This is a genomic window from Streptomyces sp. NPDC088810, from assembly GCF_044750305.1.
Lineage (GTDB): Bacteria > Actinomycetota > Actinomycetes > Streptomycetales > Streptomycetaceae > Streptomyces.
In genome coordinates, this window is the sequence record NZ_JBIVJQ010000002.1 from 604,074 (window position 1) to 628,867 (window position 24,794).

General features: G+C 72.9%; 26 protein-coding genes and 1 pseudogene. 16 read left to right on the plus strand and 11 right to left on the minus strand.

The features are described 5' to 3' along the window. Positions 1–18 precede the first annotated feature (18 nt). Positions 19–1,518, minus strand: coding sequence for an IucA/IucC family protein (locus ACIP4Y_RS09270; RefSeq protein WP_401389888.1), 1,500 nt, complete (start codon positions 1,516–1,518; stop codon positions 19–21). Positions 1,519–1,647: 129 nt separating this feature from the next. On the opposite strand from ACIP4Y_RS09270, the gene ACIP4Y_RS09275 reads away from it, so the two are divergent. Genes ACIP4Y_RS09275 through ACIP4Y_RS09285 form a run of 3 tightly spaced genes read left to right on the plus strand, consistent with a single transcriptional unit; the run spans position 1,648 to position 5,261 of the window. Next, positions 1,648–3,189, plus strand: coding sequence for an IucA/IucC family protein (locus tag ACIP4Y_RS09275; protein WP_401390659.1), 1,542 nt, complete (start codon positions 1,648–1,650; stop codon positions 3,187–3,189). A gap of 9 nt (positions 3,190–3,198) precedes the next feature. Beyond that, positions 3,199–4,461, plus strand: a complete 1,263-nt coding sequence (locus ACIP4Y_RS09280; protein ID WP_401389891.1) for a VWA domain-containing protein — start codon at positions 3,199–3,201, stop codon at positions 4,459–4,461. Further along, positions 4,461–5,261: a hypothetical protein gene (locus tag ACIP4Y_RS09285; RefSeq protein ID WP_401389894.1), complete on the plus strand. Its 801-nt coding sequence runs from the start codon at positions 4,461–4,463 to the stop codon at positions 5,259–5,261. The genes ACIP4Y_RS09280 and ACIP4Y_RS09285 overlap by 1 nt, the downstream gene beginning before the upstream one ends. A gap of 60 nt (positions 5,262–5,321) precedes the next feature. Here the strand turns inward: ACIP4Y_RS09285 and ACIP4Y_RS09290 are convergent, their stop codons facing one another. Next, positions 5,322–5,948, minus strand: coding sequence for a winged helix-turn-helix transcriptional regulator (locus ACIP4Y_RS09290; RefSeq protein WP_401389897.1), 627 nt, complete (start codon positions 5,946–5,948; stop codon positions 5,322–5,324). Between the two features lie 81 nt (positions 5,949–6,029). On the opposite strand from ACIP4Y_RS09290, the gene ACIP4Y_RS09295 reads away from it, so the two are divergent. The 5 genes from ACIP4Y_RS09295 (at position 6,030) to ACIP4Y_RS09315 (ending at position 11,039) form a co-directional block, all read left to right on the plus strand. Continuing rightward, the gene (locus ACIP4Y_RS09295) at positions 6,030–7,238 is read left to right on the plus strand and encodes a pyridoxal phosphate-dependent aminotransferase (protein WP_401389899.1); all 1,209 of its coding nucleotides are present in this window, start codon (positions 6,030–6,032) and stop codon (positions 7,236–7,238) included. Between the two features lie 117 nt (positions 7,239–7,355). Then, positions 7,356–9,155: a trypsin-like serine protease gene (locus ACIP4Y_RS09300; protein WP_401389902.1), complete on the plus strand. Its 1,800-nt coding sequence runs from the start codon at positions 7,356–7,358 to the stop codon at positions 9,153–9,155. Positions 9,156–9,234: 79 nt separating this feature from the next. Further along, positions 9,235–9,834 carry a histidine phosphatase family protein gene (locus tag ACIP4Y_RS09305; RefSeq protein WP_401389905.1) on the plus strand — a complete coding sequence of 200 codons (600 nt, stop codon included), beginning with the start codon at positions 9,235–9,237 and terminating at the stop codon, positions 9,832–9,834. 109 nt (positions 9,835–9,943) lie between these two features. Further along, positions 9,944–10,564, plus strand: coding sequence for a hypothetical protein (locus ACIP4Y_RS09310; protein ID WP_401389908.1), 621 nt, complete (start codon positions 9,944–9,946; stop codon positions 10,562–10,564). Positions 10,565–10,616: 52 nt separating this feature from the next. Next, positions 10,617–11,039, plus strand: a complete 423-nt coding sequence (locus tag ACIP4Y_RS09315) for an acyl-CoA thioesterase (protein WP_358646397.1) — start codon at positions 10,617–10,619, stop codon at positions 11,037–11,039. Between the two features lie 13 nt (positions 11,040–11,052). Here ACIP4Y_RS09315 and ACIP4Y_RS09320 read toward each other — a convergent pair whose 3' ends face one another. Next, complete coding sequence (locus ACIP4Y_RS09320; RefSeq protein ID WP_401389912.1) at positions 11,053–11,424, minus strand: hypothetical protein; 372 nt, start codon at positions 11,422–11,424, stop codon at positions 11,053–11,055. On the opposite strand from ACIP4Y_RS09320, the gene ACIP4Y_RS09325 reads away from it, so the two are divergent. Both ACIP4Y_RS09325 and ACIP4Y_RS09330 read left to right on the plus strand, forming a co-directional pair. Beyond that, positions 11,417–11,626, plus strand: coding sequence for a hypothetical protein (locus ACIP4Y_RS09325; RefSeq protein ID WP_401389915.1), 210 nt, complete (start codon positions 11,417–11,419; stop codon positions 11,624–11,626). The two genes, ACIP4Y_RS09320 and ACIP4Y_RS09325, sit on opposite strands and share 8 nt — an antisense overlap. 77 nt (positions 11,627–11,703) lie before the next feature. Then, the gene (locus ACIP4Y_RS09330) at positions 11,704–12,324 is read left to right on the plus strand and encodes a 3'-5' exoribonuclease domain-containing protein (protein ID WP_401389918.1); all 621 of its coding nucleotides are present in this window, start codon (positions 11,704–11,706) and stop codon (positions 12,322–12,324) included. A gap of 16 nt (positions 12,325–12,340) precedes the next feature. Here ACIP4Y_RS09330 and ACIP4Y_RS09335 read toward each other — a convergent pair whose 3' ends face one another. The 8 genes from ACIP4Y_RS09335 to ACIP4Y_RS09370 all read right to left on the minus strand — a co-directional run bounded on the left by ACIP4Y_RS09335 (position 12,341) and on the right by ACIP4Y_RS09370 (position 19,538). Continuing rightward, positions 12,341–13,756 (minus strand): nucleobase:cation symporter-2 family protein, encoded by a 1,416-nt coding sequence (locus ACIP4Y_RS09335; RefSeq protein ID WP_401389921.1) that lies wholly within the window; start codon positions 13,754–13,756, stop codon positions 12,341–12,343. 199 nt (positions 13,757–13,955) lie between these two features. After that, complete coding sequence (locus ACIP4Y_RS09340; protein WP_358646391.1) at positions 13,956–15,341, minus strand: 8-oxoguanine deaminase; 1,386 nt, start codon at positions 15,339–15,341, stop codon at positions 13,956–13,958. Positions 15,342–15,421: 80 nt separating this feature from the next. Further along, positions 15,422–16,834: a nucleobase:cation symporter-2 family protein gene (locus tag ACIP4Y_RS09345; protein WP_401389924.1), complete on the minus strand. Its 1,413-nt coding sequence runs from the start codon at positions 16,832–16,834 to the stop codon at positions 15,422–15,424. Between the two features lie 64 nt (positions 16,835–16,898). Next, complete coding sequence (pucL, locus tag ACIP4Y_RS09350; protein ID WP_401389927.1) at positions 16,899–17,822, minus strand: factor-independent urate hydroxylase; 924 nt, start codon at positions 17,820–17,822, stop codon at positions 16,899–16,901. 4 nt (positions 17,823–17,826) lie between these two features. Continuing rightward, positions 17,827–18,234, minus strand: coding sequence for a hydroxyisourate hydrolase (gene uraH, locus ACIP4Y_RS09355; RefSeq protein ID WP_358646385.1), 408 nt, complete (start codon positions 18,232–18,234; stop codon positions 17,827–17,829). Positions 18,235–18,238: 4 nt separating this feature from the next. Beyond that, positions 18,239–18,751 carry a 2-oxo-4-hydroxy-4-carboxy-5-ureidoimidazoline decarboxylase gene (gene uraD / locus ACIP4Y_RS09360; RefSeq protein ID WP_401389930.1) on the minus strand — a complete coding sequence of 171 codons (513 nt, stop codon included), beginning with the start codon at positions 18,749–18,751 and terminating at the stop codon, positions 18,239–18,241. Positions 18,752–18,903: 152 nt separating this feature from the next. Then, a complete protein-coding gene (locus ACIP4Y_RS09365; RefSeq protein ID WP_358646444.1) occupies positions 18,904–19,215 on the minus strand; it encodes a helix-turn-helix domain-containing protein in 312 nt (103 codons plus the stop codon). A gap of 47 nt (positions 19,216–19,262) precedes the next feature. Further along, a complete protein-coding gene (locus ACIP4Y_RS09370) occupies positions 19,263–19,538 on the minus strand; it encodes a hypothetical protein (protein ID WP_401389933.1) in 276 nt (91 codons plus the stop codon). 148 nt (positions 19,539–19,686) lie between these two features. Between ACIP4Y_RS09370 and ACIP4Y_RS09375 the strand changes: the two genes are divergently transcribed. The 6 genes and pseudogenes from ACIP4Y_RS09375 to ACIP4Y_RS09400 form a co-directional block, all read left to right on the plus strand. Then, positions 19,687–20,526: a TIM barrel protein gene (locus tag ACIP4Y_RS09375; protein WP_358646379.1), complete on the plus strand. Its 840-nt coding sequence runs from the start codon at positions 19,687–19,689 to the stop codon at positions 20,524–20,526. A 28-nt stretch (positions 20,527–20,554) separates the two neighbouring features. Then, on the plus strand, positions 20,555–21,442 hold the full coding sequence (locus ACIP4Y_RS09380) for a 2-hydroxy-3-oxopropionate reductase (RefSeq protein ID WP_401389937.1): 888 nt from the start codon (positions 20,555–20,557) through the stop codon (positions 21,440–21,442). A gap of 173 nt (positions 21,443–21,615) precedes the next feature. Next, complete coding sequence (locus tag ACIP4Y_RS09385) at positions 21,616–23,079, plus strand: catalase (protein ID WP_401390662.1); 1,464 nt, start codon at positions 21,616–21,618, stop codon at positions 23,077–23,079. A 411-nt stretch (positions 23,080–23,490) separates the two neighbouring features. Next, positions 23,491–23,715 carry a hypothetical protein gene (locus ACIP4Y_RS09390; protein ID WP_030338570.1) on the plus strand — a complete coding sequence of 75 codons (225 nt, stop codon included), beginning with the start codon at positions 23,491–23,493 and terminating at the stop codon, positions 23,713–23,715. A gap of 159 nt (positions 23,716–23,874) precedes the next feature. Further along, entirely contained in the window at positions 23,875–24,537 is a 663-nt protein-coding gene (locus ACIP4Y_RS09395; protein ID WP_401389941.1) for a TIGR04222 domain-containing membrane protein, read from the plus strand. Positions 24,538–24,600: 63 nt separating this feature from the next. Further along, a pseudogene (locus tag ACIP4Y_RS09400) lies at positions 24,601–24,794 on the plus strand (TIGR04222 domain-containing membrane protein); the annotation flags it as partial.

The window sequence follows — 24,794 nt, forward strand, 5'->3', positions numbered from 1 at the left end:
CGGCCAGGGTACGGCAGGTCAGGCGTCGGCCAGCGGGTTCGGCAGGGGCAGGTAGCGGGCGTCCGCGCCGTCCGCGCCGGTCCAGCGCAGCAGGAGGTTGGTCTTGCCGGGCAGGGTGGGCGCGGTGAGCAGGGCGGGGATCTCGGGCAGCGGGTGCCGGGCGAGTTCGCGGCGGGCGGCGGGCCACGGGTCGAGGCCGGGGTGCTGGTCGGCGAGGGCGCCGGCGATCTCGGCGAGGTGGTTGACGACCAGGCAGTACACCAGCCGCTCCCAGCCGGCGGCCCGGGTGACGTCGGGCAGCAGCTTGGTGCCCTCGGCGTCCCGGAACAGGGCCTGCACGGGCGTGCCGGCCGGGTCCACGGCGACGAGCGTGTTCTGCAGGTGGGCCTCCAGGACGACCCCGTGCGCGTCGAACGCGGTCAGGGCGGGCGGTACGACCTGGCGCAGATAGGCCTCCCACCAGCCGGCCGGGTCGGGGGCGGCGGCCAGCGGGCTGCCCTCGAAGCCCTCGGCGAGCCCGGCCGCGAGCAGCGGGGTCGCGCCCGGCAGCAGGTGGCCGCGCAGCCCGTCGCGGACCAGCACCGCCAGTTCCTCGAAGGCGAAGGCGGCGGTGCGGTAGCCGCGGTCGCTCAGCCAGGCCGCGGGCGGTCCCATCGCCGCGAACGCCTGCCCGGCGGCGGTGTCCGTGCGGCGGAGCCGGTGCAGGTCGTGGCGCCACAGCCGGCGGATGTCGTTGGTGATGCGGACGTCCAGGCTGAACTTCAGGAACAGGTCGCGGCGCGGCTCGTACACCGTGCGGACGGCGGCCGTGGGCCAGGCGTCGGACGCCGTCGTGCCGAGCCGCAGCAGCCGGCCGTCGGCGAAGGCGGGGGCCAGGTCGCGGGCGACCAGGTCGAGCTGCCAGGGGTGGGCGGGCAGCAGCCGGTAGCCGGGCGGGGCGGTGCCGAGGGCGTCCAGGGCGCGGGTGTCGCCCTCCTCTGCCACCTGGTCCTCGCGGACGCCGAGCAGCACCAGCGGGAAGCGGGCGTGCGCCTCGGGGGCGTACGGCAGCCAGGACGCGACCGGTCCGCCGCCGCGCGCCTTGGGCGCCGGGTGGTAGGGGTGGCCGGTGAGCAGGGACTGCTCGGAGCGCACATACGGGTCCGCGGGTGCCGTGGCCCGGGCGCGGGCGGTGAGCAGGGCGGCGATCGCCTCCCGGCTGTCGAGCATCTCGGCGGGCAGGTCGCCGCCGGGCAGCCCGGTGTGCCGGCGCAGCTCCTCGGCGACCAGTTTGACCAGCTCCGGGTGGCCGACCGGGCGCCAGGACCCGGCCGTGTACACCTCGGGGTCCGCGGGCCGCCGCCCGGCACGCACCCGCAGCAGCCGTCCGTCCGGCAGCCGGTGCACGCGCCGGTCCCCGTCGTCCGGGAGCGGCTCGGCCACCTCCCGCAGCAGGCAGTTGAGCAGGGGCGCGGTCGCGTACGCGTCGGCGCGGCGGCCGACGGCGCCGGTGGGGGGTGTGAGGTCCACGCGATCCATTCGTTCTTCGTCCGGGGGCCCGCGGTCTTCCCCGCGCACGCCGGGTGCGCCGTCCGGGAGCCGGTGACGATCAGTATGGCTGCCGTCCCGGACAATCGTGCCGTGCCCCGTGTACCCGAGGAGCCGACCGTGCACCGTCCCCCCACCGCCGACGCCGAGATCGCCGAGGAGCTGGCCGCCGTCCGGCCCGGCCTGCTGCCCCGGTACACGGCCGAGCTGCCGGGTGCCCGCGCCGCCGTGCTGACCCGGCTGTGGCGGGCGCTGGCCCACGAGCCGCTGCCGTGGCTCACCGGCCGGGTGTCCGGGGCGCACGGTCTGGCGCTGCGCCTCGCCGACGGCCGGACCCTGCACGGGCCGTCCGCGGACCCGTACGCCACCGGCGCGTACGTCACCGCCGTGCGCCTGGACCGGGAGCGGTACGACGATCCGGCGCGGCTGATGGCGGCGCTCGGGGTGCGGCACGCGTCCGCCTTCGCGGCGGAACTGGCGCACAGCGTGGCCTCGCTGGCGCTGTCCCGGGCCGGCGCGGATCACCCGCAGGAGTGGCCGGTGGGGGTCCCCCCGGCCGAAGCCTGGGGGAGGGACTGGGAGTGGGAGCAGCGGGTGGTCGACGGGCACCCGTACCACCCGAACTGCCGGTCCCGGCCCGGTTTCTCGGTGGCGGACCAGCTGGCGTACGGCCCGGAGCACGGTCCGGTGGTGGAACTGGGGACGGTGCCGGTACCGGCGGCCGACTGCCTGCTGTCCGGCGACTGGCCGGAGGAACTCCGGGACGGCGGACGGCTCCTGCTGCCGGTGCACCCCTGGCAGGCCGCGCATGTGCTGGGGCGGTCGTACGACGTCTGGCGCCCGGCCCGTCCGCTGATGTCCCTGCGGACCCTGGCGCTGCCCGGCGGCCCGCACGTCAAGACGGCGCTCAGCGCCCGGCTGACGTCGTCGGTACGGGACATCTCCGTGTACTCGGTGCGGTCCGCGGCGCCCCTGTCCGCCTTCGCCGAGGACCTGGCGGCGCGCACCGACGGCCTGCTGCACATCACCCGCACACTGGGCGCGGCCGCGGCCCACTCCCCCGACCTGGCCGCGCTGCTGCGGGAGTCGCCGCAGGTGTACGCGGGGCCGGGCGAACGGGTCCTGCCGGTGGCCGCCCTCGCCACCACGTCCCTGCCCGGCTCCCCCGCCTGGCTGGCCGCGTTCACCCGGCTGGCGCTCACGGTGGGCCTGCGCCTGCTGGATCTCGGGGTGGCCCTGGAGGCGCACGGCCAGAACCTGCTGGTCGTCCTGGCGGCCGACGGCAGCCCGCTGCGCCTGGTCTACCGGGACCTGGCCGACATCCGGATCAGCCCCGCCCGGCTGGCCCGGCACGGCATCACCCCGCCCGCCCTCACCGGCCGCCTGATCACCGACGACGACACCGCCCTGCGCCGCAAGCTGTTCGGCTCGCTGGTGGCGGGCGCGCTGGCCGCCACGGCGGGCTCCGGACCGGCCCTCGGCACGGCACTCGCCGCTGCCCTGCCGGACCTCGCACCGACCCCCGACGTGCTCGCACTGCGTCAGGGTCCGCTGCCGGCGAAGGCGTTGACGCTGATGCGGCTGTCTCCCGAGACCCCGGGTGACCAGTGGACCTCCCTGCCGAACCCGCTCGTTTTGGAGCGCGGCCCGTCTGATCAATAGGATCCGGCGATGATCACAAGACAACGGCTGGCGGCGGGCGTCTGTGCTCTGCTCGCCGCCCTGACGGCCGGGATCGCGTTCCCTGCCGGAGCGGTCGCCGACGAGACGGACCAGTCCGCTCCGAAGGTCGAACTCGTGCTGGACGTCAGCGGTTCCATGCGCACCCGCGACATCGACGGCGGCACCCGGATGGCCGCGGCGAAGCAGGCGTTCAACGAGGTGCTGGACGCGACCCCGGAGGAGGTCCGGCTCGGTATCCGCACGCTCGGTGCCCACTACCGCGGCAATGACCGCAAGGAGGGCTGCAAGGACACCGAGCAGCTCTATCCGGTCGGCCCGCTGAACCGGACCGACGCGAAGACGGCCGTGGCCACGCTGGCGCCGACCGGCTGGACCCCCATCGGGCCCGCGCTGCTGAAGGCTGCCGACGACCTGGACGGCGGTTCCGGCACCCGCCGTATCGTGCTGATCAGTGACGGCGAGGACACCTGCCAGCCGCTCGACCCGTGCGAGGTGGCCCGGGAGATAGCGGCCAAGGGCATCGGGCTGACCATCGACACCCTCGGCCTGGTGCCGGACGCCAAGACCCGCGACCAGCTCAGCTGCATCGCGGACGCGACCGGCGGCACCTACACCGACGTACGGCACAAGGAGGAACTCTCCGACCGGGTCGGCGATCTGGTCGAGCGGGCGGCCGATCCGGTGGTCACGCCGGTGGCCACCCAAGGTGCGGACCGGTGCGAGAAGGCGCCGGCGCTGAAGTCCGGGCTGTACACCGACCGGGTGGAGTTCGGGCGGCAGCGCTGGTACAAGGTGGCCGTCGAACCCGGCCAGGAGCTGCGTGCCGCGGTGAGCGTGGCGGACGACCGCGCCGTGGATCCCGACTACGGGGTACTGCTGCGGGCGGTGACGGTGCACGGCCGGGAGATCGTGCGCGGCGAGGCCGCCGGCACCGGCCGTACCGATGTCGTCTCGACCGGTCTGCGCTATCCGAGGCCGGACAGCGACGACGACACGGCGCCCGCTGAGACCGTGTGCCTCCAGGTCACCAGCTCCTTCTCGGCCGCCGCCGGCGTCAAGACGAGCCCCGGCCTGCCGCTGGAGCTGACCGTGGACGTGGTGGACGGGCCGTCGGGGCACCACGACGTGGCCGCCTTCGGTCTCGGCCGGGGCTGGTGGCTGCTCGGTCTGCTGGTGCTGACCGGCTTCCTCGCCGGTCTGCTGTGGGGCTGGCTGTCGCGCTGGCGGGTCGCGGTCTGGAGGACCAACTGATGCGGATCACACGAGTGCTGGGCGCCGCGCTGCTGGCGCTGGGGCTGGCCGCCGGGCCGGCCGCCGCCGACTCCTCGCCCTCCCCGAGCGCCTCAGCCGACGGCGACGCGCCGACCCGGGCGGGCTCCTCCTTCCGGACGGCCACCGAGATCGAGCAGGGGCAGCGGGCCACCGCCTCCGGCTCCACCGGCGACTACCTGTACTGGTCGTTCCCCGCGGACACCGGCCAGCGCCCGACCGTCCGGGCGACGGTGAAGCTCCCCGCCACGCACGGCTCCGAGACCTGGCAGCTCGACGTGTACGACGGTCTGCGGCGCCGCCAGGCCTGCCAGTACGGCGCCCAGACCCGCACCGCCGCGCAGGGCGCCGGCTCGGTCGAGCTGGCCTGTGTGCTGCGCACGGTGCGCGGCTGGTCGGAGCCGTGGGCCAATGACCCGCTGCCGGGCACGTACTACATCCGGCTGACGGTGGTGGACCTCGCCGCCGCCGACCTCGGGCAGCCGGTGAGCGCCGAGGTGCGCGTCGAGTCCAAGGACGTCGGCGGGGCGGCGGCGGTGGACGGCTCGCTGGGCAAGCCGCTCGTCCCCGGCATCGCGGCCACGTCCGGGGAGGACAAGGACGGTACGAAGACCGCGGTGCTCTCCAGCTTCGGCCGGGACGACGGCTGGTCCTCCGGCTGGTGGTCCGACCGCTGGGTGTGGACCGGCATCGGCGCCGTCCTGGCCGCGCTGGCCGGCATCGGCGGGTACGTGCTCACGCGGGGGTCGGGCCGGCCGTCGCGGGTGCCGCCGAACGGGTGAAACCGATGTGATGCGAAGGCCCGCCTCCCGGCGGGCCTTTCTCTTTGCCGCGGCCCGCTCTCACGCCTCCCGCAGCGCCTTGGCCGGTGTGCCGTCACCGGTCACCGTCACCCGTCCGTCCCGTACCGCCTGCGACAGGGCCGTCTCCCCGCGGGCGATGGCCTCGCAGGTCGCCGCGTCCATCACCAGCCGCGCGTCCGCCTCGCCGGGCGCGGGTCCGTCGCCGTACACCGGCCCGTCCTCGGCGCCGACGTGGAGGTGGAACTCGCCTTCCTCCAGGCCGACTTCGACCAGGCCCTCGCCGTCCAGGGCACGCAGCAGCGGCAGTGCGAACCAGTGGGCGCGGACAGCGTCCGTGGGCCGGCGCTCGCCCAGTTCGCCCTCGCCCCAGGCGCCCAGCGCCTGCAGTACGGGCAGCAACGCGCGGCCGCGGCCGGTGAGTTCGTAGACGTAGACCGCGCCCGGCGGGGGCAGCCGGCGCCTGGTGGCCAGTCCGTCCCGCTCCATGTCCTTCAGCCGTGAGGCGAGTACGTCCGTGCTCACGCCGGGCAGGTCCGCGTGCAGGTCCGTGTAGCGACGGGGGCCGGCGAGGAGTTCCCGGACGATCAGCAGGGTCCAGCGGTCCCCGACGAGGTCGAGCGCGCGGGCTGCGGAGCAGTACTGGTCGTAGCTTCGGCGAGGTGGCATGCGACGCAGTCTAGACATGTTGTTGGACTTTCCAAGCTCCTACTTGGTAAAACCAAGCATCACGAGTTTCCGGAGGGGCGCATGGAGTTCCGGCAGTCCAACAAGCTCAGCGAGGTGTGCTACGAGATCCGGGGTCCGGTGATCGAACACGCCAACGCGCTGGAGGAGGCGGGGCACAGCGTGCTGCGCCTGAACACCGGCAACCCCGCGGCCTTCGGGTTCGAGGCGCCGGAGGAGATCGTCCAGGACATGATCCGGATGCTGCCGCAGGCGCACGGCTACACGGACTCCCGCGGCATCCTCTCGGCCCGCCGCGCGGTCGCCCAGCGCTACCAGACCCTGGGCCTGGAGGTCGGCGTGGACGACGTCTTCCTGGGCAACGGCGTCTCGGAGCTGGTCTCCATGGCCGTCCAGGCGCTGGTCGAGGACGGCGACGAGATCCTCATCCCCGCCCCGGACTTCCCGCTCTGGACGGCCGTCACCACGCTGGCCGGCGGCAAGGCCGTGCACTACCTGTGCGACGAACAGGCCGACTGGAACCCGGACCTGGCCGACATGGCCTCGAAGATCACGGACCGCACCAAGGCCGTGGTCATCATCAACCCCAACAACCCCACCGGTGCGGTCTACCCGAAGGAGGTCGTCGAGGGCATCCTCGACCTGGCCCGCCGGCACGGCCTGATGGTGTTCGCCGACGAGATCTACGACCAGATCCTGTACGACGACGCCGTCCACCACTCGGCCGCCGCGCTCGCCCCCGACCTGGTCGTCCTCACCTTCTGCGGCCTGTCCAAGACCTACCGGGTGGCGGGCTTCCGCTCCGGCTGGCTGGTGGTCACCGGTCCGAAGCAGCACGCCAAGGACTACCTGGAGGGCCTGACCATGCTGGCCTCCATGCGGCTGTGCGCCAACGCGCCCGCCCAGTACGCCATCCAGGCCGCGCTCGGCGGACGCCAGTCCATCCGCGAACTCACCGTGCCCGGCGGCCGGCTGCACGAGCAGCGGACCGTGGCCTGGGAGAAGCTCAACGAGATCCCCGGCGTGTCCTGCGTCAAACCCAAGGGCGCGCTGTACGCGTTCCCGCGCATCGACCCCAAGGTGCACCCGATCCACGACGACGAGAAGTTCGTCCTGGACCTGCTGCTGCGCGAGAAGATCCAGGTGGTCCAGGGCACCGGCTTCAACTGGCCCCGCCCCGACCACTTCCGCATCCTGACCCTGCCGTACGCGGAGGACCTGGAGGCGGCGATCGGCCGGATCGGCAGGTTCCTGAGCGGGTACCGGCAGTAGCCGCCTGGCCCGTTTCGCTCATCCGTGCGAAGATCACCCCCGTTGCCGACCGGTGCCAGCAGTCCGGAGGGACCGGACGGACCGGACGGACCGGAAGCACCAGGGGGATCAGCAGTGTTGTCGTACGGAAGGCGCCGTACCACCGTCGTCGTGCTGTGCGCGGCCCTGCTCGGCCTCGCGGTCCCGGCGGCGGGGGCCGCGGAGCCCACGCCGCCCGGCCCGTCCGCCGGGCAGGAGGCACAACAGGCCGCACGGTTCTGGACCGCGCAGCGCATGGCCGGCGCACGGCCGCTGGACGCGGCGCGGCAGGCGCCGTCGGCGCCGGGCGGTCCCGCCGCCGCGCGCCGCCCGCAGGGCACGCTGTTCAAGGGGACGCGGCTGGTGGGGACGTTCTTCGGCACGGACGGGCCGCGCGGCACCACCTGGCACTGCACCGGCAGCGTGATCGACACGAAGGCCCGGAACATCGTGCTCACCGCGGCCCACTGCGCGCTGAACATGAAGGGCGACTACATCTTCGTCCCGAAGTTCGTGAAGGGCGCGGCCCCCGACCGGCAGCCGTACGGCATCTTCCACATCCAGCGGATCTTCATCGACCCCCGGTACGTGCCCGACCGCGGCTCGACCACCACCAAGAAGGCCGCGTCCGACCTGGACACCGCGTTCGCCCGGGTCTCGTCCAACCAGCGGGGGCAGTCCCTGCAGGACGCGGTGGGCGGCGGACTGACCTTCACCCGGCCCTCCGGCTACCACCTGCGGAACGTCACCGTCGTCGGCTACCCCTCCTACCGGCACAACAGCGCCGGACGCGCCGTCAAGTGCACCGTCCCGACCACCCAGTTGCGCGGCTACCGGCAGCTGTCGATGACCTGCGGCGGCTACTACGGCGGGGTGTCCGGCAGCCCGTGGATCACCGACTACAAGGACGACGGCCGCACCGGGCACGTGATCGGCAACCTCGGCGGCTACAACGGCGGCGGCAACGACGCGAGCGCCGACTACATCAGCTACGCCACCGCGTTCGGCGCCGACGCCGCGAACCTCCTCGCCGGCGCCGTCGCCGACCAGGCCCCGCCCGCCGACCTGCCGCCGTACCGGGGCGTGAAGGGCACGCTGCCGGGCGGGGCGGCACGCTGGCGCAAGGCCGTACTCATGGCCTCCGGCGACTACACCGGCGACCTGCACGGCGATCTGCTCGTGGTCTGGTCCGACGGCGCGGTCACCCTGCAGCCGGGAGACGGCAAGGGCGGCTTCGGCGCCGAGAAGCAGCTGCAGAAGGCCAACTCCACCTGGACCCACGCCCGGGCCGTGACCGGCGGCACCTTCACCGGCGGCGACCGGGCCGGGCTGCTGGTGCGCTGGTCCGACGGCGAGGTCACGCTCTACCCGCAGCCCGGCCCGTCCGGCCTGGGCCGGGAGATCCGGATGGCGCCGCCCGGCGCCGCGTGGAAGAACGCCGTGCAGCTCACCGCCGGCCCGTTCCGTGCCGACGGCGGCACCGGCCTGCTGGTGCGCCGGGCCGACGGCTCGCTCACCCTGTACGACGAGATCGGGGCCGACGGCTTCGGCACCGGCACGCCGCTCCTCGGGGCGAACGCCACCTGGACCAAGGCCGCCCTGCTGACCGGCGGCGACTTCGACGGCACGGGCACCGGGGACCTGCTGGTGCGCTGGGCGGACGGGACGCTCGACACGTACGCCGGCACTTCGGCCGCCGGGCTCGGCACCCGGACCCGGCTGCGCGGGCCCAACAGCCTCTGGCAGCAGGCGGCAGTGCTGACGGCCGGCGATTTCCGGCACGACCGCGCCCGCAACGACCTGGTCGTGCGCTGGTCCGACGGGGAGACCACGCTGTACGCCGACACCGGCACCAAGGCCCTCGGCACCGAGCACACGCTGGTCCACCCCGGCACCTGACACCCGGCGCCGGTGCCGGAGCGGCCGTCTGGCGCAGTCCGTCCTGCGGGCCGCGGCGGCCCTGTGCCACCGTGCCGTCATGGGTGACCTCTTTCTCGTCCGGCACGGGGAGACCGAGTGGTCGCGGTCCGGGCGGCACACCGGCTGGACCGACGTGCCCCTCACCGAGCACGGGCGGGAGGAGGCGCGCCTGCTGGTGCCGCTGATCCGCTCCCACCGGATCGGGGCGGCCTTCGTCAGCCCCCTGCAGCGGGCCCGGGAGACCGCCGACCTCATCGGGATCCCGGACGCGCGGGTCGACGCCGACCTGCGCGAGTGGGACTACGGCGGGTACGAGGGGGTGACCACCCCGGAGATCCAGCGGAGCCGGCCCGGCTGGTTCCTGTTCACGGACGGGGTCGCGCCCGGGCCGCCGGACCACCCGGGCGAGACCCCGGAGCAGGTCGGGGAGCGCGCCGACCGGATGCTGGCCAAGGCCGACGCCGCGCTCGCGAGCACCGAGGGCGTCGTCGTGCTGATCGCCCACGGCCACTTCCTCCGCGTCCTCACCGCCCGCCGCCTGGGCCTCCCGCCCCGGCACGGCGCCCACTTCCAGCTCGCGACCGGCTCCCTGTGCCGCCTGGGCACGGAACACGGCCGCCCGGTGGTGGCGGGGTGGAACATCCGGCCTCGGGAGTAGCGGCACCGCCCTGCTGCGGGCCCCGCTGTGTCGGAGGCGGGCCGTACTCTGCGAAGAGGCCGTCCGTTCGGCGGTCCCGTGGAGCGAGCGGTACCAAAAGGAGTGTCCCGTGACCCGACCGCCGACCGCCGCGCAGCGGCGGGTGATCGAGGGCGCCGACCCGGTCACCGGCCGGCTGCGCGGTACCGAGGCCCAGCTGGCGGCGCTGGTGAAGCGGGGGCTGGCCTTCCGGCATCCCCGGCCGCCGCACGACCACTTCCTCACCCCGGCGGGCCACCGGATACGTGAGGCGGTGCCCGAGGCACCGGCCGAGCCCGCGCCGGACACCGGGGTGTTCACGGCCCGCGTCGGCGGCGAGGAGGAGCCGCCCGGCACCGGTCCGGCCCGGCGGCGGGAGGTGAACAGCGCCTGGCAGGGGCTGCTGGAGCTGCGCCGGATGACGAATCCCGACGGCGCCGCGGACCGGCCCTGCGGATGGGAGCGCACGCACCTGGTGCGGGCCGCCGCGCTCGCGCTGGAGGCCGCCGGGCACCCTCCGGCGGGCGGGGACACGGACGGCTACCGGGTCCGGGCCACCCCGCAGCCGGAGGCCGTCGCGGTGTACGCGCCGGACGCCGGGGCCCTGGCGGCCTGCGCGGCCACGCTGGAGCGGGCCGGCTGGCAGGCCGGCGAGTACACCGAGCCCCGGACGAGAGCGCGCTTTCTGCTGGCCTCACCGCGCCGGGTGTGACCGGCGTGTCAGGATCGGTCGACCGCAGAACCGAACGCGAGAAGGGCAAGCAGTGGCCGAACCGTTTTCCGTCCGTGTGACCGTCCGCGGCTACGAGACCGATGTCCAGGGACATCTCAACCAGGCGGTGTACCTCAACTACGCGGAGCACGCCCGCTGGTCGCTGCTCCAGGCGGCCGGGATCAGCCAGGCCCGGCTGCTGGCCCGGGGCGTGGGCCCGGTGGCGCTGGAGACGAACATCCGCTACCTGCGGGAACTGCTCGCCGGTGACGAGGTCGACGTCACGTGCGCGTTCGAGTGGGGCGGCGGCAAGACCTTCCGGATCCGGCAGGAGATCCTCAAGGCCGACGGCACCGTGGCGGCCGAGGTCACCGCGGTGGGCGGCCTGCTGAACCTCGCGGAGCGCAAGCTGGTACCCGACCCGCGGGAGGTGTTCAAGGAGCTGGCGACGGACGTCGCCCTGTTCGGCCTGTAGGCCGCCGGACGGCCTACGCGTCGAGTGACTCGGGCCGGTGCCCGGCGTCGTAGGCCGCCCGCGCCCCGGCGACGTACACCCGGTCGCGTTCGGCCCAGCCGGTCAGCCGTTGCAGGGTGTCGTTCCACTCGCTGATGCTGGGGCGTCCGCGCGGACCGTGGCCCGGTTCGGCCGGTACCGGGTGCTGCTGGCCGGTCTGCTGCTGATCACGGCTGGCATGGCCCTGCTCGGCCGCGCCCCCGCCGACGGCCCCTACGTCACCGACGTCCTGCCCGCGATGCTGCTGTCCGCCGGTTTCGCCGCTGCCATGCCCGCGCTGACCGGGCTGGCGATGGCCGGGACGCGGCCGGAGGAGGCGGGGGCCGGCGTCGGGTCTGTTGCACACCACCCAGGTGGTGGGCGGTTCGCCGGGGCTGGCCGTGCTGTCGACGCTCGCGGCGAGCCGCACCGAGGCCCTGGCCGCCGCCGGCGCGGCCCCGCTGCCCGCGACCGCCGAGGGCTCCCGGCCGGCCTTCGGTGTCGCGACGGCCGTCGCGGCGGCGGGCCTGGTGCCGGCGGCGGCCCTCCTGCGGGAGCACCGCGCCTGACCCGGCGGCCCTCCCGGTGCATACGGGCCCCCGAATTCGCGTGCCTGCGCGCGGCGCGAGTGGGATGCTTCCGGGTCATGTCCGCACGTCGCGTCAAGCCCAGCCTGTACATCTCCGTCGACATCGAGGCCGACGGCCCCATTCCCGGGCCGTACTCGATGCTCAGCCTCGGCGCGGCGGTCGCCGGGGTGCAGGACGGTGCCGGTTTCACGGCCGCCGACCCCGAGCAGCGGACCTTCTACCGCGAACTGCGCCCGATCAGCGAGGACTTCGTGCCAGAGGCGCTGGCGGTGAGCGGTCTCGACCGGGCCCGGCTGGCCGCCGAGGGAGCCGAACCTTCCGTGGCCCTCGCGGAGTTCGCCACGTGGGTGCGGGAGGTGAGTGCGGGCGCGCAGCCGGTGATGTGCGGCTACCCGGCGTCGTACGACTGGACGTTCCTGTACTGGTACCTGATCCGCTTCACCGGGTCCAGTCCGTTCGGGCACTCCGGATGCCTGGACATGAAGACGCTGTACGCGACGAAGGCACGGCTGCCGCTGCGGGCGGTGGCGAAGGGCACCATGCCCCGCGCGCTGCTGTCCCGGCGCCGGCACACGCACCACGCCCTGGACGACGCGATCGAGCAGGCGGAGTTGCTGGCCAATCTCATGAAGTGGCCGGGGGCCGCGGCGTCGCCGCCCGCTCCCCCGGCCTCGTAACCCTGACCGCCGGCCTTCAGTGCGCAGCGGCGATCTCCTCCCCCGCCTCCATGGGATGGGTGACGTCGTGGGCCTCGCCGCCCCTGCCGAGGTGGTTGAAGAGAAGGTTCAGGACGACGGCCGTGACGCAGCCGGTGGAGATCCCCGAGTCCAGGACGATCTTCGCGGTCTCGGGGAACGCGTGGTAGAAGTCCGGCGCGGTGATCGGCACGATGCCGACCGCGAGGGACACGGCCACGATCAGGACGTTGTTGTCCCTGTCCAGACCGGCCCGGACCAGCGTCTGGATGCCGCTCGCGGCGACCGAGCCGAACAGGACGACGCCGGCGCCGCCCAGGACCGGTCGGGGTACGACCGCGATGAGCGAGGCGGCCATCGGGCACAGGCCCATCAGGACCAGGAAGCCGCCGCCGGTCGCGACGACGTACCGGCTGCGGATCCTGGTCATGGCGACCAGGCCGATGTTCTGGGCGAAGGCGCTGCACATGAAGCCGTTGAACAGCGGGCTGATCGCGGAGCCGAGGGTGTCGGCGCGCAGACCGGCCGCGATGGTCTTCTCGTCGGCGGGACGTTCGACGATCTCGCCGAGCGCCAGCATGTCGGCGGTCGACTCGGTCATCGAGACCACCATGACCACGCACAGGGAGAGGATCGCGGCGAGCTGGAACTGTGGGGCGCCGAAGTGGAACGGGGTCGGGAAGCCGATCACGTCCGCGTCGGCGACCGGGCCGAAGTCCGTCACGCCGAACGGGATCGCGATCAGCGTGCCGGCGATCAGGCCGAGCAGGACGGCGATCTGCTTGACGAAGCCGCGGGTGAAGCGGCGCAGCAGCAGGACGATCAGCAGGGTGACGCCGGCGAGGGTGAGGTAGGTGGTCGAACCGTAGTCGTCGGCCCTGGGGTCGGGGCCCTGGGCCCAGCCGAACGCGACGGGGAGCAGGGACACGCCGATCAGGGTGATGACGGATCCGGTGACGACCGGCGGGAAGAAGCGGATCGCCTTGCTGAAGAAGGGCGCGGCGAGGAAGCCGAGGAGGCCGGCGACGACGACCGCGCCGAAGATGACCGGCAGGGCGTCGGACTTGTCCTCGGTGGAGGCGACGACCGCGGTCATGGGGGCGACACCGGCGAAGGTGACGCCGTTGACGAAGGGCAGCCGGGCGCCGATCTTCCAGAAGCCGAGCGTCTGGAGGAAGGTGGCGAGGCCCGCGGTGAACAGGCAGGCACCGGTGAGGAAGGTCAGGTCGGTGGCGGACAGGCCTATGGCCGCGCCGACGATGAGCGGTGGGGCGACGACTCCGGCGTACATGGCGGCCACATGCTGCAGACCGCTGGTCGCCATTTTGAGGGCGGGGAGTTTCTCGTCAACTGGATGGGCGGCCACGGCGGCTCCTCCGGGCGGGTAACACGTCGTAGGCGACGTGGGTTTCATGGAGGTGGTGCGTGTGGTCGTGCGGGACCGTGACGGGGGTGGCGCATGAGCGGTGGGCAGCGGTGTGGTGGTGACCGTCTCCGGGGTGCGTGCGTGCGCACGCGCCCCGGAGACGGCGTGCCGTGGATCCCGCTCGGATCCACGGTCCCGGCCGGGAGCCGTCCCTCCCGGCCGGAGTCCTGGTGAGGCCCGGTGCGGATCAGGCCTGCGCGGCGATGCGGGCCAGGCGCTGGGCCTCCGCGCGGGTGCCGGCCGCGACGGCGTCCTCGTCGACGGTGAGCAGACGGCCGTTCTCCACGATCTGCCGGCCGTTGACGAAGGAGGCGGTGACCGGGGCCGCGGCGCCGAAGACGAGCGCGGTGACCGGGTCGGCGATGGAGGCGTGGGCGAGGGTGTCCATCTTCCACAGCACCAGGTCGGCGAGCTTGCCGGGCTCCAGCGAGCCGATCTGCCCGGACCGGCCGAGCACCTGGGCGCCGCCGTGGGTGCCGAGCCGCAGCGCCTGCCGGGCGTTGAGGGCGGCCTCGCGGTGCGCGCCGAGCCGGTTGATCAGCAGGGCGTTGCGCAGTTCGGTGTGGAGTTCGCCGGACTCGTTGGAGGCGGTGCCGTCGACGCCGAGGCCGACCGGGACGCCCGCCCTGAGCATGTCGGGGACCCGGGCGATGCCGGCCGCGAGGCGGGCGTTGGACGACGGGCAGTGCGCGACGCCGGTCTTCGTGCGGCCGAACGCGGCGATGTCGGAGTCGGTCATGTGGACGCAGTGCGCCATCCACACGTCCTCGCCGAGCCAGCCGGTGGACTCGAAGTAGTCGGTGGGGCCCATGCCGAACAGCTCGTGGCAGAACTTCTCCTCCTCCACCGTCTCCGAACCGTGGGTGTGCAGCCGTACGCCGAGGCGGCGGGCCAGCTCGGCGCCCTCGCGCATGAGTTCGGTGGAGACGGAGAACGGCGAGCAGGGGGCCACGGCCACCTGGGTCATCGCGTCGAAGGAGGCGTCGTGGTGCTGCTTGACGGTCTCCTCGGTGGCGGCGAGGGCGCCCTCGAGGGTCTCGACGGCGAAGTCCGGCGGCAGGCCGCCGTCCTTCTCGCTGCGGTCCATCGAGCCGCGGGCCAGCGTGAACCGTACGCCCGTCTCGGCGGCGGCCCGGATGATCGAGCCGGACAGGTCGCCGGAGCCGTGCGGGTAGACGTAGTGGTGGTCCATGGCGGTGGTGACACCGCCCCGGGCCATCATGGCGAGGGACCCCTGCGCGGCGGCGTACGTCATCTGCTCGTCGATGCGCGCCCAGGTGGGGTAGAGCGCGACCAGCCAGTTGAACAGGTTGTGGTCGGTGGCCAGGCCCCGGGTGATCCACTGGTAGAAGTGGTGGTGGGTGTTGACCAGACCGGGCGTGGCCAGGTGGCCGGTGGCGTCGATCCGGCGCACCACGTTCTCCAGGCCCTCGGGGGCCTTGCCCGCACCGACCGACTCGATCCGGTTGCCGGCGAGGACGAGGTGTCCGGAGGCGTACTCCGTGTCGCCCGCGTCCACGGTCGCGATCGCACAGTTCTCGATGACGATGCGCTGGGCTGCCGATGGTGCCATCGTGCGTCCTTGTCTTTCAGTGGCGGACCCGTGGACAGAGGGACCGAAGGGGGTGTCCACGGGGAGGGCACGGCAGGACCCTAGGAGGATTTGAGTGCCGGAGCCGGTTGCCGGCCCCGGGTGCCGAGGTGATGGAAGAAGAGGTTGAGCAGGACCGCGGCGAGCGCGCCCGCGCTGATGCCGGAGCCGAGCACGGTCTGCGCCCAGGCCGGGAACCCGGCGTAGAAGGTCGGCGCGGCCAGCGGGATGATGCCGGCACCGAGCGCCACGGCCACCAGGATGATGTTGGAGCTGTCGTCCAGGCCCGCCTCGGACAGCGTACGGATGCCGCTGACGGCGATCGAGCCGAAGAGCACGATGCCCGCGCCGCCGAGGACCGGCATGGGGACCAGGGAGACGACCGCTCCGAGGACGGGGAAGGCGCCGAGGACGAGCAGCGCGGCGCCGGCGACGGCGACGACGTACCGGCTGCGCATCCGGGTGAGGGAGACGACGCCGACGTTCTGGGCGAAGGCGGAGGTGGGGAAGCCGCCGAAGACGGGGCCGAGCAGGGTGGCGATGCCGTCGGTGCGCAGGCCGCGGGTGATGGTCCGGGCGTCGGCACGGCGGTCGCAGATCTCGCCGAGGGCGAGCATGCCGGCGCTGGACTCGGTCATCAGCACCAGCGTCACGATGCACAGGGAGAGGATGGCCGCGGGCTGGAACTCGGGGGCGCCGAAGGCGAAGGGGGCGGGCAGCGCGGCGACCGGCGCGGACTTCAGGCCGCTGAAGTCGGCCATGCCGAACGGGATCGCGGCGAGGGTGCCGATGAGCAGCCCGGACAGCAGGGCGATCTGCCGGACGAAGCCCCTGCCGAAGCGCTGGATGAGCAGGATGACGGCGAGGGTGAACCCGGCGAGCGCGAGGTGCCGCATGGCGCCGAAGTCGGCGGCGGTCTTGTCGCCGCCCTGCGCCCAGCTCACCGGGACGGGCATCAGCGTGACGCCGATCAGGGTGATGACGACGCCGGTGACCAGGGGCGGGAAGAAGCGCAGCAGCCGGCCGAAGAAGGGGCCGAGGGCCAGGCAGAAGGCGCCGGCGACCATCACCGCGCCGTAGATCGCGGGGAGCTGGTGGCCCTTGCCGTTGGTCTCGGCGATGGCGAGGATCGGGGCGATGCCGGCGGAGGAGGCGGCGTTGACGAAGGGCAGCCGGTTGCCGACCAGGCCCTTGACGCCGAGGGTCTGCAGGACGGTCGCGGCACCGGCGATGAGCAGGCTCGCGGCGATCAGCCGGGTGCGGGCCGCGAGGTCGAGTCCGCAGGCCTGGCCGATGATGAGCGGAGGAGTGACCACGCCCGCGTACATGGCGGCGATGTGCTGGAGCGCGGCGGGGACGAGCCGCGAGAGGTGGAGCTTCTCGTCCACCGGGTGCACGGACGTGACGGCGTCCTCGGTGTGCACCGGCGGGGTGGGACACGGGGCTTTCGCCGGCCCCTTTGCAGGCTGTGCCATTTCGTTCCCTCCGGTGTGGCGGGCCCCCGGCCCGGGTGGCGGGGCCGGGGGCGCGCGTCCCGCGTCAGAGGTTGGTCATGTCGACCGGGATACGGGCCTCACAGCCGTCCCGCAGGATGGTGGCCTCGATGAGGCCGTAGGGGCGGTCGGCGGCGAAGTAGACCTCGTTGTCGTTCTTCAGTCCGAACGGCTCCAGGTCCACCAGGAAGTGGTGCTTGTTCGGCAGCGAGAAGCGGACCTCGTCGATCTCGCTGCGGTTGTTGATGATCCGCGAGCCCATCTGGTACAGCGTCTGCTGCAGCGAGAGGGAGTACGTCTCGGCGAAGGCCTGGAGCATGTGCTTCCTGACCTGCTCGTAGGACTTCTCCCAGTGGGGCATCTTCTGCTCGTCGTCGGTCCAGTTGAACCGCCAGCGGCTGGAGACCTGGGTGGCGAGAATCCGGTCGTACGCCTCCTGGAGGGTGGTGTACTTGTCCTTGACGTAGCCCCAGAACTCGGAGTTCGTGGAGTTCATCACGACCAGGTCCTTCAGGCCGGAGACGACCTCCCACCGCTCACCGTCGTAGGTGATCTGGGTGAGGCGGGTCTCCTGGCCCTTGCGGACGAAGGAGTGCTTGACCTCGTCGGCGCCGATGAACCTGCTGTTGGCGTCGGAGGTCTCGATCCGCTCCCAGGCGTACTCCTCGATGCGGATGCGGGCCTGGTGGATCGGCTCCTGGCTGGTCACGAAGTGCCGGGCCAGGTGGATGCCGAACTGTTCGGCGGACTCGATGCCGTACTCCTTGGCGAACGCGAACACCGTGTTCTTGGTGGTGTCGGTCGGCAGGACGTTGGCGTTGGAGCCGGAGTAGTGGACCTCGTCCATGTCGCCGCTCAGCGCGACGGAGACGTTGAGGTCCTTGATGTGGTGGGTGGCGCCGTCCCGCGTGATCTTGACGACTCGGTTCTCGGCCTTGCCGTACTGGTTCTGTCCCAGGATGGTGGGCATTTAGCTAGCTCCCTCGGTAAACGGAGTAGCCGAACGGGTTGAGCAGCAGCGGTACGTGGTAGTGCTCGCCCGGTACGACGGCGAACGTGATCGCCACCTCCGGGAAGAACACCGCCGGTCCGCTGTCCCGATTCGCGGGGGCGTCCTGCTGCGCATCGGCTTGCTTCTTCGCAGTTTTCTCTTCGAAGTACGCCTCGACGGCGAAGTCGAGCCGTACGTGGGTGGTGCCCTCCGGCAGGTCCGGAAGGTCCTTGCACCGGCCGTCGGCGTCGGTCGCGGAGCCGCCGAGCGCCTGCCAGTCCGCCTCCCGGCCGCTGCGGGCGAAGAGGTGGACGGCGACGCCCTCCGCGGGGCGGCCGATCGAGGTGTCCAGGATGTGCGTGGACACGGAGGCGGTGGTGCTGGTGCTCATGGTGTCAGGCGTCCTCTTCGACGAGTCGGGCCAGTCGGATGCGGTTGATCTTGCCCAGCTCGGTGCGGACGATCTCCCGCTCCTGCTCCGGCGCGTTCCCGATCCGCTCCTTGACCGCGTCCCGCATCTGCTCGCCGGTCCGGCCGGTGGCGCAGATGAGGAAGACATGGCCGAACTTCTCCTGGTAGGCCAGGTTGAGTTCGAGCATCTCCGCCTTGAGCTGGTCGGAGGCGCCGGCCATGCCGCGCTGCTCGCGGGCGGAGGCCGGGTCGCCGGGCTTGGGGCGCCCGATCGGCGGGTGCCCGGCCATCGCCTCCTGGAGGTCCGCCGTGGTCAGCTCGGCCATGGCGGCGTCGCTGGCGGCGTAGAGGTCCTCCGGGGTGGCGTAGGGGCGGGCGGCGAGCAGTCGCCGGGCCCACTCGGTGGAGGCACACGCCTCGTGGAGGGCGGCGAGGGCCGCCCGCTCCTCCAGATCGTTGAACCGGGCCAGGCCCGGGGGCGTGGAAGTCGACGTCACGGGAGCCTCCGTGGCCACGATGGGCCGTCGTGCTGAACGGGCTGCCGATAGCTAACGCCCTCGGAAACACCACGTCAACACTTTGTTGAAAATTCCGCGTAACAAGCCGGGCCCGGCCCGGGCGGTACGACAGCCCCCGCCTGCCGCCCCGGTCAGGCGCCCTTCTCGCGGTTCAGGTAGTTGTAGACGGTGAAGCGGCTGACGCCGAGCGCGCCGGCCACGGTCTCCACGCCGTGCCGCACGGCGAACGCGCCGCGCGCCTCCAGGCTCCGTACGACCTCCTGCTTGGCCTTGCGGTCCAGGTCGGCCAGCGGCCGGCCCTGCCGGCGCTCCATGGCGGCGAGGATGTGGTCGAGGGAGTCGGCGAGCTGGGGCAGGCGTACGGCGACGACGTCGACGCCCTCCCAGGCGAGGACGACGTCCTCGGGGCCGGCCTCGTCGGGCGGCAGAAGCTCCGCGCCCATGGCGTCGACCAGTGGCTTCACGGCCGCGATGAACGGCTCGTCCCCGGTCACCTGCCGCCCTCCCCGATCCCGTCGCCGAGCACGTCGTCGATCACGTTGACCTGGAGCGAGACCCGGGTGGCGCCGGCCTGGAGGCTCTTGCGCAGCAGCGCGTCGACCGCGGTGAGCACGCGGTCGGCGCCGCCCTCGGCCGTGTTCCCGAAGGGGCCGACGTCGACGGCGTCCAGCTCGGCCGTCTCGATGACCTCCCGCGCCACCAGGGCGTGCGCGGGCGCCTCGTCCAGGTCGAAGGGCTCGGTCGTGAACTCCACTCTCAATCGCACGCGCTCAACCTAACGCCCGCCAGTGCTTTTGGGGCGGCCGGTGCCCGACCCCCCTTGACAAGCGGCGACACCCGGCTGCAATCTTCCATTAAGCAGAAACGAACTTCCGTATTACGGAAACACGACCACGGAAGGGAGCGCGGCCCGAATGGGATTTGCAGACCAGCGCTTCAACGTCAACCTGTCGATCCTCTTCACGGAACTCCCGCTCCTGGAGCGTCCCGCGGCCGCCGCCGCGGCGGGCTTCTCCGCGGTCGAGCTGTGGTGGCCCTGGATCGACTCCCCCACCCCCGCGCAGTCCGAGCTGGACGCGCTGAAGAAGGCGATCGAGGACGCGGGCGTCCGGCTCACGGGGCTGAACTTCTACGCCGGCCGGCTGCCGGGCCCGGACCGCGGCGCCCTGTCGGTCCCCGGCGAGGAGTCGGAGAGGTTCCGCGCCAACATCGATGTGGCCGCCGGCTTCGCCGCCTCCCTCGGCTGCACGGCGCTCAACGCGCTCTACGGCAACCGCGTCGAGGGCGTGGACCCGGCCGAGCAGGACGCGCTCGCCCTGGAGAACCTGGTCCTCGCGGCCCGGGCGGCCGACCGGATCGGCGCCGTCCTGCTGATCGAGGCCCTCAACCAGCCCGAGTCGCCGCTGTACCCGCTGGTGTCGGCACCGGCCGCGGTCGGGGTCGTCGACAAGGTGAACGCGGCGACGGGCCTCGGGAACGCGAAGTTCCTCATGGACCTCTACCACCTGTCCATGAACGGCGAGGACCTGCCCTCGGTCATCGAGCAGTACGCGGCGAAGACCGGCCACGTCCAGATCGCCGACAATCCCGGCCGCGGCGCGCCCGGCACGGGTTCGCTCCCGCTGGAGGAGCTGCTCGACCAGCTGCGGAAGGCCGGTTACGACGGCTGGGTCGGCCTGGAGTACAAGCCCGGCGACCGGCCGAGCGCCGAGGCCTTCGACTGGCTGCCCGCCGAGGCCCGCGCGGCCCGCTGATCACCCTGTACTGAGAAAGGCACCCCCAATGAGTCTTCCCAAGATCGCCTGGATCGGCCTCGGCATCATGGGCTCCCCCATGTCCGAGAACCTGATCAAGGCGGGTTACCGGGTCACCGGCTACACGCTGGAGCAGGAGAAGCTGGACCGGCTGGCCGCCGCCGGCGGTACGGTCGCCGGATCGATCGCCGAGGCCGTGCGGGACGCCGACGTGGTCATCACGATGGTGCCCGCCTCCCCGCAGGTCGAGGCCATCGCCTACGGCCCCGACGGCATCCTGGAGAACGCCAGGTCCGGCGCCCTGCTGATCGACATGTCCTCGATCACCCCGCAGACCTCCGTCGACCTGGCCAAGGCCGCCGGGGACAAGGGCATCCGGGTGCTGGACGCCCCGGTGTCCGGCGGTGAGGCCGGCGCCGTCGAGGCCGTACTGTCGATCATGGTCGGCGGTGAGCAGGCCGACTTCGACGAGGCCAAGCCGATCTTCGAGGCGCTGGGCAAGACCATCGTGCTGTGCGGCCCGCACGGCTCCGGCCAGACTGTGAAGGCGGCCAACCAGCTGATCGTCGCCGTGAACATCCAGGCGTGCGCCGAGGCCGTGGTCTTCCTGGAGAAGTCGGGCGTGGACCTGGCGGCCGCGCTGGACGTCCTGGGCGGCGGCCTGGCGGGCTCGACCGTGCTGACGCGCAAGAAGGACAACTTCCTGAACCGCGACTTCAAGCCCGGCTTCCGTATCGACCTGCACCACAAGGACATGGGCATCGTCACCGACGCCGCCCGCAACGTCGGCGCGGCCCTGCCGGTCGGCGCCGTGGTCGCCCAGCTGGTCGCCTCCCTGCGCGCGCAGGGCGACGGCGGCCTGGACCACTCGGCCCTGCTGCGGGCCGTGGAGCGCCTGTCCGGCGCCCAGGTCTGACAGCCCCCACCAGACTTCCGGGCCGCGGCGCCGCCGACACCTGTCCTGTCGCGCCCAGGCGGCGCCGCGGCCCGGAATCGACTTCAACAAACTGTTGACGCCCCGATCGCCCCACTTCTAGGCTCCACAAAGCGGAAACAGGTTTCCGCTGACACCCGCACGGAAGGTCCATGATGTCGCAGCGCGTGCTCACAACAGAGTCCGGCGCCCCGGTCGCCGACAACCAGAATTCCGCCTCCGCCGGCGTCGGAGGCCCGCTCCTGATCCAGGACCAGCACCTCCTGGAGAAGCTCGCGCGCTTCAACCGCGAGCGGATCCCGGAGCGTGTGGTGCACGCCCGTGGCTCCGGCGCGTACGGCCACTTCGAGGTGACGGACGACGTCACCGGCTACACCCACGCCGCCTTCCTGAGCGAGGTCGGCAAGCGCACCGAGGTGTTCCTGCGCTTCTCGACCGTCGCCGACTCCCTCGGCGGCGCCGACGCGGTCCGTGACCCGCGCGGTTTCGCGGTGAAGTTCTACACCGAGGAGGGCAACTACGACCTCGTCGGCAACAACACCCCGGTGTTCTTCATCAAGGACCCGATCAAGTTCCCCGACTTCATCCACTCGCAGAAGCGCGACCCGTTCACCGGCCGCCAGGAGCCGGACAACGTCTGGGACTTCTGGGCGCACTCCCCCGAGGCCACGCACCAGGTGACCTGGCTGATGGGCGACCGCGGCATCCCGGCGTCGTACCGGCACATGAACGGCTACGGCTCGCACACCTACCAGTGGACGAACGCGGACGGCGAGGCCTTCTTCGTCAAGTACCACTTCAAGACCAACCAGGGCATCCGCTGCCTGTCCACCGAGCAGGCGCAGGAGCTGGCGGGCCAGGACCCCAACTCCCACCAGACCGACCTGCTCCAGGCGATCGAGCGGGGCGTGCACCCGTCCTGGACGCTGTACGTGCAGATCATGCCGGCGGCCGAGGCGGCCGACTACCGCTTCAACCCGTTCGACCTGACCAAGGTCTGGCCGCACAAGGACTACCCGCTGCAGCGCGTGGGCCGCCTGGTCCTGGACCGCAACCCGGACAACGTGTTCGCCGAGGTCGAGCAGGCCGCGTTCTCCCCGAACAACTTCGTGCCCGGCATCGGCCCGTCCCCGGACAAGATGCTCCAGGGCCGGCTGTTCGCCTACGCCGACGCCCACCGCTACCGCCTCGGCGTCAACCACACCCAGCTCCCGGTGAACGCCCCGAAGGCGGTCCCGGGCGGCGCCCGGAACTACGGCCGGGACGGCCTGATGGCGCTCAACGCGCAGGGCCGCCACGCCAAGAACTACGAGCCGAACTCCTACGACGGTCCGGTGGAGACCGGCCGCCCGCTGTCGGCCCCGCTGGCCGTCCACGGCCACACGGGCACCCACGAGGCGCCCCTGCACACCAAGGACGACGACTTCTTCCAGGCGGGCGAGCTGTACCGCCTGCTGTCCGAGGAGGAGAAGTCCCGCCTGATCGCGAACATCGCCGGCGGCCTGTCGCAGGTCTCCCGCGACGACGTGATCGAGAAGAACCTGGCCCACTTCCACGCCGCCGACCCCGAGTACGGCAGGCGCGTGGAGGAGGCGGTCCGCGCCCTGCGCGAGGACTGAGTTCCGGGAACGCAAGCAGCGTACGGGATCTGACGGGAGGTCATGATCCCGCACGCGGCCCGCGCAGCACGCCCGGCGGCCCGGATGAGGGGTGGCCGCCGGACGGAGGGCGCGGGCAGGGCGAGGACCGCGGCGGTGTGCGAGCCAGTGCGGTGGTCAAGGACCGGGCCTCCTTCTCGACCAGAGGGAAGGGCACCCGGCTCCGTCGCCGCCACCGCGGTCCCACCCAGCCCCGTCCCTGGGGCCCACCCGCCCCGTCCGGCGGCGCGAACGACCTGTCGCGCCCAGCCTCGCGCCGCCGGACGGCAACCAACGCTCCCCGCACCGGGTCATCCCGGCGAGGGAGCGTTCGGCGTTTTCCGGGCACCGGTCCGGCGTGCAGATCCGTCCCCCGCACCGCACGCTGAAGGCATGACTCACTACCCGCACATCGTGGTTCACCCCCCGGCGCTGGACGGTTCCCGGCGGGTCACCGAGGGGGACGTGATGCTGGGGATCGCCTCGCATCTGGACGATGTCGTGGAGATCCTGCGGCTGGCCGACCTGGACCGGATCGAGGTGGAGGAGAGCGATCTGATCGAATGGCAGGGCGGCGGCCCGGACGACTGGCCCGGGCTGTCGGAGCACGAGCTGTGACGGCGGCGCCTACGGCAGCGGTCGTAGGCCGGGTGCGCAACCCTCAAATCAACCTCTGAAGACTGCGGCGCAGGCTTCAACCACCCCTCGGCCAGGGCAGATTAAGGGCATGCGGGGCCCGCCGGCACGGGGGCGGCGGGTCCCGTCCGGGGGTGTGTCATGGGCCGTACGCCATCGGTCGCTCCGGCTGCGCCGGACCCGTACGCGGTCGCCCTGCTGCGCGGGGGCGACCGCGCCGCCGTCATGGTCGCCGTGCTGGGACTGCACCTGCGCGGCGCGGTCGAGGCGGGCCGGCCGGGCACGCTGCGCAGGACCGGGACGGGCCGGGCCGAGCCCGTGCGGCATCCGCTGGAGAAGGCGGTCCGCACCGGCCTCTACCGGCCCGCGGGACCACGGGAGCTGCCCGGCCGGGCGGTGGTGGGGCGGGCCCTGGCCCGGATGCGGGCCGAACTCGCGGCGGACGGACTGCTGCGGGTGCTGCCGCCCCGCCGCACCCGCGCCACCCGCCGGCTGCTGGCGGAGCTGCGCGAGCGCCGCCCGCTGCCCGACGGGCCCGACGGCCTGCCGGAGGAGGAGGCGCTGCTCGCCGCCGCGCTGTACGGCGAGCGGGCCCTGACCGTGCTCGTGCCGCGCTTCGCCCGTGAGGCCGGGCTCACCGGCCGGGGCGCGCTCGCCGACGAGGGCCGCTTCCCGTTCGGCCATGGCACCAGCCTGCGCCACCCGACCAGCGGCCAAGACCCGTACGACGGCCCCGACGGCTGGGACGGCGGCACACACGACGGATACGACCACGGGGGCGGGGGCGGCGGCGGGTTCGACTGAAAGCCCCACGAGCGCGACGGGACGGCACGGCGAAGGGGCGGCCCGCCTCCCCTGACCGTGCTCGTGCCGCGCTTCGCCCGTGAGGCCGGGCTCACCGGCCGGGGCGCGCTCGCCGACGAGGGCCGCTTCCCGTTCGGCCGTGGCACCAGCCTGCGCCACCTGACCAGCGGCCAAGACCCGTACGACGGCCCCGACGGCTGGGACGGCGGCACACACGACGGATACGACCACGGGGGCGGGGGCGGCGGCGGGTTCGA